Below are 13,676 nucleotides of genomic sequence, written 5' to 3' on the forward strand. Positions count from 1 at the left end.
GCCTGTCCTCACTGCGGAAGGGCCGTCCAACGAGTAGTCTTTTGACGGCATCAGAAAAACTGCTGGCCACGGCAACCAATGGTAGATCACTGCGGGAAGGATTACCCATGCACTTCGTGATTATGGGCTGCGGTCGAGTCGGGGCCTCCCTGGCCAAAGCCCTTGATGCGAATGGGCACTCCGTCGCAGTCGTCGACCGGGACCCCGACGCGTTCCTCAAGCTCGGTCGGGATTTCAGCGGTTCGACGATCACCGGCGTCGGTTTCGACCGCGAGACTCTGTCCCAGGCGAAGACCGCCGAGGCCTTCGCCTTCGCCGCCGTCTCCAGTGGTGACAATTCGAATATCCTCGCCGCGCGTGTCGCTCGTGAGACCTTCGGGGTGAGCAATGTCGCCGCCCGCATCTACGATCCCGACCGTGCGCAGGTCTTCGAACGTCTCGGCATCCCCACGGTGCCCACCGTGCGGTGGACGGCCGAGCAGGTGATGCGCAAGCTCGTCCCGCAGGGGTCGATCACCGAATACCGTGAGCCCTCCGGCAACCTCGTCCTGGCGGAGGTGCATCTGGATCCTGGCTGGGTGGCCCGTCCGATCAAGGAGATCGAAACGCGGACCAAGGCTCGGGTCTCCTATGTCACCCGCCTGTCCGAGGGCATCGTCGCCCACGATGATCTGCTGCTCCAGGACGGCGACCTCGTCCATCTCATGGCTCCGGTCGACCGCCTCGGCGAGATCGAACGGATCCTCGATCAGCCCGTGCGAACCGTGGAGGAAGAAGAATGAGGGTCATCATCGCCGGAGCCGGCTCCGTCGGACGTTCGGTGGCCAGGGAGCTGCTGGACAAGGACCATTCGGTCCTGCTCATCGACCAGAGCAAGGAGGCGCTGGGCCATGAGCGCATTCCGGGCGCCGAATGGCTGCTCTCCGATGCCTGTGAGCTCGCCGGTCTCGCCGAGGCGGGGCTGGAGGAGGCCGATGTCGTCGTGGCCGCGACCGGAGATGACAAGACCAATCTGGTGCTCTCCCTGTTGGCTAAGACCGAGTTCGGGGTGCCCAGGACGGTCTCGCGCGTGAACAATCCGAAGAACGAATGGCTCTTCGACGACAACTGGGGCGTCGATGTCGCCGTCTCCACTCCGCGCCTGATGACCGCGCTCGTCGAGGAGGCCGTGGAGGTCGGCGGCCTGGTCCACCTCATGAGCTTCGAACGCGGGCAGGCGGGCCTGCTCGAGTTCACCGTGCACGAGAACGCCGAGCTCGTGGCCGAGCGCGTCGGTGGGATCAGCTTCCCGCTGGATACGGTGCTGGTGGCGATCATCCGCAATTCGCGGGCGTTCGCTCCGAGTGCCGATGATGTCATCGAGTCCGGAGACGAACTGTTCTTCCTCTCCTCCCCCGATCAGGAGCCCGCGCTGCTTGCGCTGCTGCAGGAGACCGCGAAAGCCGACGAGAACGCCGAGGGGTGACGGCTGGTCGTCTGCGGCCGAGATCGTCAGTTCCGAGGCCGACGGCTGCCCGGCCCTCGGGACGGTCAGTCGTCGGAGTCGTCGCGGGTCTGCAGGAGTTCGTAGACGGGATTGTGCGCGGTGAGCACTCCGTCCTTGCCGCAGAACCGTCCTTCTAAGACGATGAGGGACCCGGGACGGATGCCGCTGATCTCCCGGCGTCCGAGGAATTGGGCGCGGGCTTCGCCGGTGCCGTCGGCGACGGTGATGTCGAGCCTGGGGCTGTCGGCGCTGCACGACTGAGTGGTCGCTGAGACGACTCCGGCGATGCGTGAGGTCTTTCGCGCCTCCAGCTCTTCGACCGGAATGACCCCGGGGATCTGACTGACCAGTCGCAGATCGGCCCGGGCCTCGGCCTCACGGGATCCGAAGTCGCGCACGAGGCGAGGGATGAGGTTCCGCATCAGCGCTCAGCGGACCTCTGTGATCTCGGGGCCGCGTTCGAAGGGGTTGAGCTCGTCCTCGTCCTTCTTCTCCTCCGCCTCGTCCTGGTCGACCTGCGGGGCGGTCAGTGCGATGAGCTCGCGGGGAGCCATCGCTTCCTCACCACGATCGACGACGACACCGCGGAAGAGCGCGGAGAGTTCGGCACGCACCTCGTCATCGGTCACGGCCTTGCCGGAGAACACGGCGCGGACGAACCAGCGTGGTCCGTCGATGCCCGCGAAGCGCATGGCGCGTTTGCCGGGACGACCGGATTCCGTCTTCGCCGGAACTTCGATGGCCAGTTCCTTGCCGAGAGAGGTGTGCAGCTCGGTCGATTCCCCACCTTGCTTGGTCACGGATTCGGCGAGCTGACCGCGCACCGTGTTCCACAGGCCTTCGGAGCGTGGTGTCGCGAACGCCTGCAGCTGGATGCCTCCACCGTCGTGGATGAGGGTGACGGCCAGCACGCGCTGAGAATCGTCGTCCGTGTCCAGGCGCACCTGCATGCCGTCGACGACGGGCACCTTGAGTGCGCCGAGGTCGAGGCGGTCATGCTCCGGGTACTCCTCGGAGATGTCGAAGGGGCCCTTCTCGGATCGGTCGAAGGGTGCGGACTTCTCCAGCAGCGCTTCTTCCTCGTCGATATCGTCGTCGGACTCGGCAACCTCGTCGTCGGACTCGGTCTCGTCGTCATCGGCGTCGTCGTCGGCACGATCGGCCGCCTCGGTGTCGGTGTCCTGAGCGTCGAGCTCATCGTCGTCGGTGAGTTCGTCGTCGGCGCGAACGTCGTCATCGGTCGGTGTGGATTTCTTGAACCGGGAGAACAGTCCCATGAGTCCTCACTTCTCCTTTTCGCTGAGGCCGGCGACGATTCCGCCGGTGGATCCGAAGCCCCCGGCGCCGCGGGCGCTGTCTTCGAGGGATTCGACGATGTCGAAGTCGGCGTGAGCGATCTTCTGGATCACGAGTTGGGCGATGCGGTCGCCGCGCACGACGCGCAGCGGGGTCTTCGCGTCGAGGTTGATCAGCGGCACCTTGATCTCGCCGCGGTAGCCGGCGTCGATGGTGCCCGGCGCGTTGACGACGGTGACTCCGTGCTTGCTCGACAGGCCCGAACGCGGATGCACGAAGGCCGCGTAGCCCTCGGGCAGGGCGATCGCGATTCCGGTCGGAACGACGCGGCGCTCGAACGGTTCGAGCACGAAGTCGATCGCCGAATGCAGGTCTGCACCGGCGTCGCTCGCATGCGCGTAGCCGGGCGCGCTCATGCCCGCGTCGAGGAGCTGGAGGTTGATCTTCACGGTTTCCGTCACAAAGATGCACTCTAACGCTCCAGCCTGAGCGTGGCCAAACTTCTCGCTATGGGACAATGGCCGCATGGCAACAACTCAATCCGGAACCCATGTGGTCTATCAGGAGAAGGTCCGCCCCTCGGTCGGCATGTGGGTCCTCGTCGTGGTGGCCGCCCTGTCGACGGCGCTCATGGTCATGCCCGTCTGGCAGCTCGGCACCATCATCCTTCCCGTCGTCAGCTTCGTCCTCTTCGCCTGGTGGCTGAATTCGCTGACGCTGACGATCATCGTCACCGAACGGCAGCTGTTCGTCGGCGAAGCTCATATCGACCGCACGTTCGTTCCGAGTGCGGTCGCCTTCGACGGCGAGGAGGCCCGGCAGGCCCGCGGAGTCGATCTCGACGCCCGCGCCTTCCTCAAGATCCGCCCGTGGGCGAAATCCGTCGTCCGCATCGATCTCGACGATGAGACGGATCCGACCCCCTACTGGCTGGTCTCGAGCCGCAACCCCCACAAACTAGCCGCCGCCCTCACCCCCTGATTGCTACCTGACGGCGGCCCAGCAACCTCGCGCGAGGTTGCTGGGCCGCCGTCAGGTAGCAATTAGGGGAGAAAACGGACCGCGACCCTTTCGAGGGTGCGGTCCGTTTTCGGGTTTTGGCGAAGAGAAGCGATTCAGCCTGCACAGTCTGTGCAGATGGGGACACCGCCTTCTTCGGTCGCAAGCTGAGAGCGATGGCGGACCAAGAAGCACTCCATGCAGGTGAACTCATCGTTCTGCTTCGGCAGGACCCGAACGGAGAGCTCTTCGTTCGACAGGTCCGCACCGGGAAGTTCGAAGCCTTCGGCTACTGCAGTCTCGTCTTCGTCGATCTTGCTCGCCTGAGCCTGGGAACGCTGGGCCTTAAGCTGCTCGATCGAATCGCTTTTGATCTCATCGTCTTGCTTGCGAGGTGCGTCGTAGTCTGTTGCCATATGGCCTCATCGCTCTCTGTCCGGAGGGGGGTGCCGAAGAGGAGCATCTTCTCCTCTTCCGAGATGTGTCCCCAGCATTGTGCACTGTATGCTTGCCGTTGGCAAGATGGAATGAGCACCTGATGCGGTGATTCTCGTCACCAGCTTGTCCGCATGGACAGAGCACACATAGAGTTCACGAAATGCTCTGCAAGAATGCTTGTGATGGACAGCACCGACAGCACGCTCTGTCGGTCGAATACCGGGTTCGTCCCCTGTGGAGGCGGCCCGAGGAAGGACGGATCCACAATGAGTGAATTCGCTGATCAGCTCGACACCCGAATCGATGATGTCCGTCATCGCATTCACGAGGCCCGTTCGGCCGGTGACGACTTCCTCGTCGAAAATCTCATCGACGACCTGCAGAACCTGATGGAATTGGCCGGACGCAACGATGTCGACACCGGTCCCATCGCCGAGGTGATCCAGGCCGAGACGGGGGCCCTGCCGGTCATCCCGAGCCCCGAGGACTACTGAAAGAACACACAGAGAAGAACCCTCCCTCACCGATTCGGTGAGGGAGGGTTCATTCGTCTTCAGGACTCAGTTCGCCATGGCCCAGTTCGGGTAGGTTGCACGTTCGATGCGGCCGCGGCAGCAGTCGATGCTGCAGGCTCCGCTGCCGGGCACCAGAGCCTTCGTCCCGGGCAGAGCCGGAACGTCGACGTCTTCCCCGCGCAGCTGAGCCACGCGCTCCTCGACGAGGTCGACGAGTCCCCTGACGAAGGCGTCATGGGTGCCGACGGTGTCGACCCGGGTGAAGTCGAGACCGAGTTCTTCAGCAGTCTCCTTCGCTTCGGTGTCGAGGTCGAATGCGACCTCCATATGGTCGGAGATGAAACCGATGGGCACGAGCACGACACCGGTCACCCCCTCCTCGGCGAGTTCGGTCATCCGGTCGTTGACATCGGGTTCGAGCCAGGGCACCTCTTGTGAGCCGGAACGTGAGCAGTAGACGAGTTCGGACGGAACACGATCGGCCTCATCGATGCGCCCCATGAGGTGGTCGATGAGTTCTTCGTGCTGGGCCCGGTATCCGTTGGTGGTCACCTCTGAGGCGTCCTGCATGACGTTCGGGATCGAGTGGGTGACGAAGAGGATCCGGTGCTTGGCCGAATCGATCTGGCCGACCTTCGACCGGAAATCGGCGAGGCCGTCGCCCAGGCAGTCGGTGCAAGCGTCGGCGTAGCCGGGATGGTTGTAGAACTGACGGATCTTGTCGATCGAGACCGTGAGACCCTCGTCCTTGAGGGTGTCGATCGTCTTCGCGAAGTCCTCACGGTACTGCCGGCACGACGAGTAGGAGGAATACGCGGAGGTGTCGATCGAGAGGAACTGCGTGGCACCGTCCTGTGCCAGCTTGCGCACCTCGTCGGTGAGATAGGGATCCCAGTTGCGGTTGCCCCAGATCAGCGGGGTCTCGATTCCGCGGCGATCGAGTTCGTCGCGCAGCGCGGCCAGCAGTGCCTTGTTCTGATCATTGATCGGAGACTTGCCTCCGAAACCGAAATAGTGCTCCCCCACCTCCTCGAGCCGTTCCTCGGGAATCCCGCGGCCGGCGGTGACGTTGCGCAGGAATGGAACCACTTCTTCTGGGGCCTCCGGTCCTCCGAATGACATGAGGATCAGGGCGTCGATGGGTGCAGTCGTATTCACCTTCCCGATTTTACAGACTGTAGAGCCGCTCGGCCCGCTGTCCGCACAGTGAGCCGCGCCCACTCACGGAGCAGACGCCGACCGGAGGGCCTGTCGCCCGCCCTCGCCGGTGTCGTGGCGACGCCGGCGGCGTGGTGGCGACGCTGTCGGAGCCGACGCACGGGTTCCCCTCCCGCACATTTCTCGCACGTGCGTGGCCGGTCTCACAGAAACACCCCGCCGGCTCCCGATCCGCCCCGTGATTTCGCGACTCGCGCGGAAATCTGCCCGGCACGACGCGCCGAACGTGACACGATGCTTCTGAGACGCGACAAAGGAGCTTAAGGCAATGCGTGAACTGATCTTGAACGGAGTCAACGCAGACGGCACACATCTGCTGTTGAACGACGAGAACGGGCTTCAGTACCGAGTCGTCCTCGATGAGGCTCTCTTCGCCGCGGTCCGCAGGGACCGCTCCCACCCCAAGTCCGAGACTCCCGTGCGCCCGAAAGAGATCCAGGCCATGATCCGCGGCGGCATGGACGCCGAGGAGGTCGTGGCCGCCACCGGTGCCGACATCGAATACGTGCGCACCTACGAAGGTCCGGCGATGGCCGAACGCGAACGCACCGCCTACCTCGCCAGCCGCCATCCCATCTATTCCGATCATGATCCCAACGGCGAACCGACTCCGCTCATCGAGCTGTGTCAGGAACGCCTGGCGATGCGCGACGTCGATATCGAGACGATGGAGTGGGACTCCTGGAAGCAGCAGGACGGCAACTGGTACATCCAGCTCAGCTTCACCGCCGCTGATCGTGTCCGCACCGCCAGCTGGCATTACTACCGCCGTTCGCTGACACCGATCGACGATGAGGCGAAGTGGCTCGCCGATTCCGGTCCCACCGACACCGGACCGATCCCGAACTACGGCAGCGGTGCCGAACGACAGAGGAACACCGAGGAGGTCGATGTCCTCCCGGCGACCGATCAGTCGTCCGCGTCGATCGCCGCAGACGGACCGGTGCGCCCCACCGCCGGTTCGGCGCCGTCGCAGCAAGCCCGCGATCATCAGGCCGAGACCGGCCGGATTCTGGAGAACCTGCGCAAGCGCCGCCACGCCGAGGAGGAGCCGCGGACCCGTCTGCGCGCGGTCACCGAGGACCCCGAGACTCACCCGCAGGGAGCGCACACCGCTCCGGGCCAGCCCGAAGCCGCCACCGATGACGAAGTCTTCGCCTTCGAAGATGCGGCTGCCTCGACTGAGGAACCGCAGGAACCGACCGAGAAGGTCGGCGTCTTCGACGACGAGAATCAGCTCTCCCTGCTCAATGAGCCCGGAGTGAGCGATCACGACGACCAGTTCAAGGACTCCGCCTCGGCGAAGGATCCGAAACCGAAGTCGAAGAAGAACTCTCGTGCCTCGATCCCGAGCTGGGACGAGATCATGTTCGGGTCGAAACGGGACTGACCTCAGACTCTCGAGTGTTCGCCCTCGGGATCGCGTGAGCCGAGGTCCGCTGCACCCGGTTCGACTGTGCCGAGGTCGACGACCTCATCGCCGTCCGAGATCAGTCTCCTGTCATGGGTGACCATGACGACCGTGCGGTCCCCCAGGCTCCCACGGAGATCGTCGATGAGCAGCCGAGCCGTCTCATCGTCCAAGTGCGCTGTCGGTTCGTCGAGGACGATCACATCGGCTCCGGTCAGCAGGGTTCTGGCCACTGCCAATCGCTGTCGCTGACCGCCGGAGATCTCCGCTCCGTGGTCGCCGACCCACCGGTCGAGCCCCTGGGCGTCGGCCCAGTCGCTCAGTCCTGCCGCTCTCAGCACGGAGATCATCTCGTCGTCCCGGGGAACCGACCGTCCGGCGAGTGCGAGATTGCCGCGCACGGTGGAGCGGAAGACGTGTGCCTCCTGAGGGCACCAGGCGATTCGTCCGACGAGGTCCTCGGGTGAGCAAGTGAGCATATCGTGGTCGGTCCCGCTCCGGTCACGGGCACGGTAGCTGCCGGACCAGGGGTCGAGGAACCGCAGGAGCACGCTCAGGCTCGTCGTCTTACCGGTTCCGCTGTCACCGCACAGCACGGTCCAACTGCCGCGTTGAGCTCTCAGATCCAGTCCTGCGACGACAGCTTGATCGTCCCATCCGACGGTGATCTCATCGAATTCGAGGGCGTCGACGCCGACGAGCTCGACCGGGCTATAGCGGCGCGACGAGTCGTCGCTCTCGCCGGCCGTCGTTCCGGCAGCAGGAGCCTGCACTTCGACGTCGCGACCCGAGTCCTCGGCTTCGCGGTCCGCCGCGCTGTCTGCATCGGGCAGACAGTCCAGTGCCGATCCCAGGGCGGGCAGCTGGCGGAACGCTTCGAGTGCCGAAGCGAACACTTCGCCCAGGCCCAAGGCCATGAGGGAGAGCACCGCGACGATCTCGGTCGGAGCATCAGTGGACACCGCCAGGATCACTGCGGTGGTGAACGTGCTCAGCTGCAGCCACAGTTGGGCGAGCCCGAAGTTGCGGGCAGAGGCCTTCTGCTTCTTCTCGAGGTCGGCCTCCAAGTCGGCCAACAGGCCGAGGACCGCAGAGTCGACCCGGTTCGTGCGCAGGTCGTCCTTGGCGTGCAGAGCGCGAGTGAGCACGGACAGGATCCGGTTGCGGTCCTCCCTGATTCCGTACGCCAACCGGCTCTCTGCCCGGATGACGAGCATCGGGACGATGACGAGGTTGACGGCGCCCACCAAGACGAACCAGACCAGTGACCTCACGTCGAGAAGTGCTGCGGTGATGCTCACGCCGATGACGACCATGGTGGAGACGAAAGGTGGGAACAGAGTCCGGGGCACCAGGTCGCGGACGTCGTCGGCGTCGGCGACCATGGCGCGCAGCGCCGAATCCGAGGTCAGCAGACGCCGATCACTCATGCCGACGCGCTCGAAGTGCTCCCACAGCCGTGTGCGCAGTCTCGTCAGCGCGGCGAAGATCGCCGAGTGGAGTCTCAGCCGGCTGGCGTAGAGCAGCACGGAGCGACTGAGCCCGAAGAAGCGCACACCGACGATGGCGACCATGAGCAGCATGATCGGCGGCTGGTACGAAGCTTCGACGATGAGCCATGCGGAGACGGCAGTCAGGGCGATGGCCGCGAGGCTGGACGCGCAGGCGGTGAGCGCGGCCACCAGCATGGTCGGGGTGAACAGCGGCAGGCTCGAGCCCAGAATCGACCAGCGACGTCGCAGTGCAGCTGTCCAGGACTCGCCTCCGGAGTGCTGCGTCGAGACATCCGGGTGCCGCTCGACGCCGGACCGATGCCCGGGCTCGCTGCCCGAACCCGTCCGTTCCGCCGGAGCGGGAGCTTCAGTCCGCGCCTGTGTTGCAGGAGCCTCGGCGGCGTCGGTTCGGGCCTGATCCGCGATCGCGGTCGCCTTCGAGCCCTCAGGTACACCGTTCTCTGCCGCTTCGACGTGTGTCTTCTCCGGGTGGATCTCTGTGTCGGCCAGCGCGCGAACCTGTTCGTCATGGCTGGCGAGGATCACGCGGTGGGTGGCGGCCGCCTCGGCGATCATGTCGATGACGATGGCGGCGTTGTCGGCGTCGAGGTGGGCGGTGGGTTCGTCGAGGACGAGCAGTTCCGCCCCGTCACCGAGGCGGTGCCGCACTCGCACGAGAGCCAACCGACGCTGTTGGCCGGGGCTGAGAGCCGCCGTCTGCACACGGAGATCGGTGGGCAGTCCGGCGGCGGACAGGGCCGTCCGAGCTTGGACGTCGTCGAGACCGAAGAGTGCCAGTTCGGCGCCGATGGTCTCGGCGAACATGCGTGGCGCCTGCGGCACATAGGCCGCGCTCACCGGATCGGCGGTGGTGTGCGCATCGGCAGGCAGACTGCCGACCAGCGCACCGAGCACGGTCGACTTGCCGGTTCCGGACCTGCCGCTGATCGTCGTCACTCCCGGCCGGGTGTCGATGTCGCCCGACCACGTGATGAGTGTGCCGTCGGCATAGCGAACCCACTGGTCCCCCGGACGGCCGGAGATATCGAGTGCGCGTGACCTCGCAGCCGCCGGCGGCGTATCCGCATCCGCCGACCGTGTCTCCGACAGCAGCGCCCGGGCCCTCTCACGAGCTTCGCGTCCGTTCTCGCTCGCATGATAGCCGGCCCCGAGCTCCCGCAGAGGAATGAAGCATTCGGGTGCGATCAGCAGCACCAACAGGCCATCGCTCAGCTCCATCGACCCGTTGACCAGGCGCAGACCGATGACCACGGCCACGAGCGCCACCGAGATCGTGGCAATGAGTTCGAGGGCCAGACTGGAGAGGAACGCGATGCGCAGCGTCGTGAGGTTCGCCTGATGGTAGCGCTCCCCCAGTTCCCGCAGCCGGCGGGCGTGATCGCGGGAACGGCCGAGGCCGATGAGGACGGGCAGCCCCTCGGCGAGTTCGGCCAGGTGATCCGACAGCCGCTCCAGAGCCGCCATGGTCTCCGAGGTCGACTCGGCCGTATAGCGGCCGATGAGCACCATGAACATCGGCACCAACGGCAGGCACACCGCGATGATGACCGCGGAGAGGACGTCGCTGAAGACGATGCGCACCAGCAGCACGATGGGCACCACTGCGGCCGCGGTCAGGGCCGGCACCACCGTGGTGAAGTAGTCGTCGAGATCGTCGATTCCGCGGGTGACCGTGACCGCCGCATTCGTCCGCGGGCGTCCCCGGCCGCGCAGCAGACCGGAAAGGATCGAGCGCCGCAATCCCTGTTTCGAAACGGCTGCCAGGCTGGTGCCCAGACTGCGGTCGAGCCAGAGCCCGCCGCCGCGCAGCAGCGCGCCGAGGGCTCCGAGGACCACCCACAGTCCGGGCCCGCTGTGGCCGATGATGGCTCTCACCAGGGCTTCGGCGATGAGGACGATTCCCACCGACCGGCACAGGGCGGAGAGCACGGACAGTGCCAACCCCCGCCGACCGGTCGGCAGCTCGAGCAGGATCGACAGGGGCGAGCTCACGATCGGATCGCCACCGGCAGCTTGTGCGCTTCGGGGATGTGGGTCTCGGCGATGCGGCCGAGGAACATCCGGTAGCTGAAGATCTGGTAGGCGATGATGATCGGCAGGATCACGATCGTCACGATGAGCATGACGTTCAAGGTGTAGTCCGACGAGGATGCCGCAGCGATCGTCAGCGAGTTCGCCGGGTCGATCGTCGAGGGCAGGACGTTCGGGAAGACACCGGCGAAGACCGCGGTCAGACCGGCGATGAGGTAGATCCCGTGCAGGATGAATGCGCGCTTCTCGGCACCGGCGCGGACCGCGACGAACGCGAAGATGAGAGCGACGATCGCAACGAGCACCGGAACGACGAGCCAGGTCCGCTGGGTGATCGAGGAGGCGAACCAGATGAGGAACGGAATCGCGGCCGGCAGCATGATCCGACCCGCCCAGCGCCGCGATCGCGCCCGGACCTCGCCCTGAGTCTTGAGACCGAGGAAGATGAGCCCGTGGGCCAGGGAGAAGCCGAGCCCGCCGAGTCCGCCGACGAGCGCCGGCCACGACATCCAGGCGAAGGCACCGCCGATCATGTCTCCATGCTCATTGAGCGGCAGCCCGATGGTCGTCAGCGCGAGCATCGCACCGATGCAGAAGGCTGTTCCGGCCGATCCCACGGCCAGGGCCCAGGTCCAGAAGGATTTCCACCTCGCCGAGTGCCCTTTGCCGCGGTATTCGATGGCCACGGCGCGGAAGATCAGTGCGAGCAGGCAGATGGTCAGTGGAATGTAGAGCGCGGAGAACAGTGAGGCGTACCAGTGCGGGAAGGCGGCGAACATCGCTCCGGCCGCGGTGATCAGCCAGACCTCGTTGCCTTCCCAGACCGGACCGATCGAGTTGAGCAGAACGCGCTTGCTGCGTTCGCTGCGGCTGAGGAAGGGCATCATCATGCCCACGCCGAGGTCGAAGCCGTCGAGGAACAGGTACCCCATCCAGAGCACGACGATGAGGACGAACCAGATTGTGGCGAGGATTTCCATCGTGACCTTCCCTCAGTACGCGAACGACAGGACGTCGTCGCCGTTGTCGGTGATCGTGGGTTTCGTATTCGTCTGGTCGAGTTCGGGCATCGCCGAGGCGACTCCCCCCTTGACGTACTTCGTGATCAGCCGCAGTTCGACGACCATCAGAATGCCGTAGACAGAGGTGAGGCTGATCAGTGAGAACAGCAGCATCGCCGGTGTCACCTCGGGTGACAGCGCCGCCTGGGTGTACATGTACACTCCGTCGAGCTGAGCCGGGTTCGGTGCGACGACGAAGGGCTGGCGTCCCATTTCGGTGAAGATCCATCCTGCCGAATTCGCGAGGAACGGTGCCGTGATGGCCAGGACGAATCCGCGGCTGAGCCATTTCGACTCGGGCACTGTGCCCTTGCGGGCCAGCCACAGTCCGATGACGCAGACGCCGGCGGCCAGGGCGCCGAAGCCGATCATCATGCGGAAGCCCCAGTAGGTGACGATCATGATCGGCTGGTAGTCGATGGGTTCGCCGGCATGGTCGCCGTACCGCGGGTCGTCGGGGATATGCGTGCCGTAGCGCTCCTGATACTCGGGCAGCAGCGTCGTCACACCGTGGACCGGGGTGTCGAAGTCGCCGTTGGCCAGGAAGGACAGCAGACCGGGGATCTCGAAGATGTTCTGCACTCCGTCGCAGTCGTTCGAGGACGGATCGGCGATCGTGAGGACGGAGAATTGGGTGCCGTCGTGGCAGGCCGCCTCGGCGGAGGCCATCTTCATGGGCTGCTGATCGAACATCAGCTTGGCTTGGACGTCGCCGGTGATCGAGACGCCGGCGAAGGCGAGGACACCGACGATCGCGCCGATGCGCAGGGATTTGATCCACACCGCATGATCCGTCTTGTCCCGTCCGGGAAGCTCCTTCGAAGAGCCCACGATGACCTTGCCGTCGGCACCGACGCTGTCGATTCCGGCCTTGCGCCGGTGGTAGAGGTGGTACCAGGAGATGCCGAGGAGGAAGGATCCGCCCACTGCCAGGGCGCCGAAGATCGTATGCGTGAAGGCGGCGATTGCGGTGTTGTTGCCGAGCACCGCCCACACGTCGGTCATCACGGGCCGGCCGTCGACCATCTCGACGCCGACGGGATGCTGCATCCAGGAGTTCGCGACGATGATGAAATAGGCCGAGATCCATGTGCCGATGACGGCAAGCCACAGCGAGCCGAGATGGACCGCCCGCGGCAGTCGGCCCCAACCGAAGATCCACAGGCCGAGGAACGTCGATTCGAGGAAGAAGGCCAGCAGGGCCTCCAACGCCAGGGGCGCGCCGAAGACGTCGCCGACGAAGCGGGAGTATTCGCTCCACGCCATGCCGAACTGGAATTCCTGGACCAGGCCGGTGGCCACGCCCATGATGAAGTTGATGAGGAAGAGCTTGCCGAAGAACTTCGTGCTCCGCAGGTACACCTCGTTGCCGGTGCGATGGTAGATGGTCTGCAGGACCGCCACGAGCATGCCGAGTCCCAGGGTCAACGGCACCATCCAGAAGTGGTAGACCGTTGTGATTCCGAATTGCCACCGTCCGATGAGGACCGGGTCCAGCTCCATGGGTGCTCCATTCAGGTTTCACGCGAGCAATGTTTCTACGTCACGTAGAATTCTACAGTTCGTAGAAACCCCGCCCGAGTGATTTCATCATTCAAGACTCCCGGTTCCAAGTATGCTCTCGGGCAAGCTCCGCTGGCCAGGGCCGCCCCTCTGCCGATGCTCATGCGTCTGTGTGGAATTCGACAGACTGTAGAGATATACTGG

13 protein-coding genes are annotated in these 13,676 nt (G+C 65.0%); 5 read left to right on the forward strand and 8 right to left on the reverse strand.

Features of this window, described 5'->3' with window-relative positions; translation table 11 throughout:
• The first annotated feature begins 107 nt into the window (after window positions 1–107).
• The gene (locus tag AC3CD9_RS07225) at window positions 108–782 is read left to right on the forward strand and encodes a potassium channel family protein (RefSeq protein ID WP_181271702.1); all 675 of its coding nucleotides are present in this window, start codon (window positions 108–110) and stop codon (window positions 780–782) included.
• Window positions 779–1,465 carry a potassium channel family protein gene (locus tag AC3CD9_RS07230; RefSeq protein ID WP_488366999.1) on the forward strand — a complete coding sequence of 229 codons (687 nt, stop codon included), beginning with the start codon at window positions 779–781 and terminating at the stop codon, window positions 1,463–1,465. Before AC3CD9_RS07225 ends, AC3CD9_RS07230 begins: the two co-directional genes overlap by 4 nt.
• Window positions 1,466–1,530: 65 nt before the next feature.
• Here AC3CD9_RS07230 and AC3CD9_RS07235 read toward each other — a convergent pair whose 3' ends face one another.
• The 3 genes from AC3CD9_RS07235 to dut are packed head-to-tail and all read right to left on the reverse strand — an operon-like array spanning window position 1,531 to window position 3,243.
• Entirely contained in the window at window positions 1,531–1,908 is a 378-nt protein-coding gene (locus AC3CD9_RS07235) for an OB-fold nucleic acid binding domain-containing protein (protein WP_139469793.1), read from the reverse strand.
• A gap of 6 nt (window positions 1,909–1,914) precedes the next feature.
• Window positions 1,915–2,763: a DUF3710 domain-containing protein gene (locus AC3CD9_RS07240; RefSeq protein ID WP_488367000.1), complete on the reverse strand. Its 849-nt coding sequence runs from the start codon at window positions 2,761–2,763 to the stop codon at window positions 1,915–1,917.
• Between the two features lie 6 nt (window positions 2,764–2,769).
• Window positions 2,770–3,243: a dUTP diphosphatase gene (dut, locus tag AC3CD9_RS07245; RefSeq protein ID WP_488367001.1), complete on the reverse strand. Its 474-nt coding sequence runs from the start codon at window positions 3,241–3,243 to the stop codon at window positions 2,770–2,772.
• A gap of 64 nt (window positions 3,244–3,307) precedes the next feature.
• Between dut and AC3CD9_RS07250 the strand changes: the two genes are divergently transcribed.
• Entirely contained in the window at window positions 3,308–3,763 is a 456-nt protein-coding gene (locus tag AC3CD9_RS07250) for a DUF3093 domain-containing protein (protein ID WP_488367002.1), read from the forward strand.
• Between the two features lie 134 nt (window positions 3,764–3,897).
• On the opposite strand, the gene AC3CD9_RS07255 is transcribed toward AC3CD9_RS07250, so the two are convergent.
• Window positions 3,898–4,197: a DUF4193 domain-containing protein gene (locus tag AC3CD9_RS07255; RefSeq protein ID WP_135541258.1), complete on the reverse strand. Its 300-nt coding sequence runs from the start codon at window positions 4,195–4,197 to the stop codon at window positions 3,898–3,900.
• A 288-nt stretch (window positions 4,198–4,485) separates the two neighbouring features.
• On the opposite strand from AC3CD9_RS07255, the gene AC3CD9_RS07260 reads away from it, so the two are divergent.
• Entirely contained in the window at window positions 4,486–4,713 is a 228-nt protein-coding gene (locus tag AC3CD9_RS07260; RefSeq protein ID WP_167196853.1) for a hypothetical protein, read from the forward strand.
• 66 nt (window positions 4,714–4,779) lie between these two features.
• Here AC3CD9_RS07260 and AC3CD9_RS07265 read toward each other — a convergent pair whose 3' ends face one another.
• Complete coding sequence (locus AC3CD9_RS07265; protein ID WP_488367004.1) at window positions 4,780–5,892, reverse strand: ferrochelatase; 1,113 nt, start codon at window positions 5,890–5,892, stop codon at window positions 4,780–4,782.
• Window positions 5,893–6,220: 328 nt separating this feature from the next.
• On the opposite strand from AC3CD9_RS07265, the gene sepH reads away from it, so the two are divergent.
• Window positions 6,221–7,342 (forward strand): septation protein SepH, encoded by a 1,122-nt coding sequence (sepH, locus tag AC3CD9_RS07270; RefSeq protein ID WP_488367005.1) that lies wholly within the window; start codon window positions 6,221–6,223, stop codon window positions 7,340–7,342.
• Window positions 7,343–7,344: 2 nt separating this feature from the next.
• Here sepH and cydC read toward each other — a convergent pair whose 3' ends face one another.
• The 3 genes from cydC to AC3CD9_RS07285 are packed head-to-tail and all read right to left on the reverse strand — an operon-like array spanning window position 7,345 to window position 13,472.
• Window positions 7,345–10,869, reverse strand: coding sequence for a thiol reductant ABC exporter subunit CydC (gene cydC / locus AC3CD9_RS07275; protein ID WP_488367006.1), 3,525 nt, complete (start codon window positions 10,867–10,869; stop codon window positions 7,345–7,347).
• Window positions 10,866–11,888, reverse strand: a complete 1,023-nt coding sequence (gene cydB, locus AC3CD9_RS07280; RefSeq protein ID WP_488367007.1) for a cytochrome d ubiquinol oxidase subunit II — start codon at window positions 11,886–11,888, stop codon at window positions 10,866–10,868. Before cydB ends, cydC begins: the two co-directional genes overlap by 4 nt.
• A 12-nt stretch (window positions 11,889–11,900) precedes the next feature.
• Window positions 11,901–13,472 carry a cytochrome ubiquinol oxidase subunit I gene (locus AC3CD9_RS07285; protein WP_488367009.1) on the reverse strand — a complete coding sequence of 524 codons (1,572 nt, stop codon included), beginning with the start codon at window positions 13,470–13,472 and terminating at the stop codon, window positions 11,901–11,903.
• Window positions 13,473–13,676: the final 204 nt, after the last annotated feature.

The sequence above is a fragment of the Brevibacterium sp. MGP-B1 genome (genome assembly GCF_057766545.1).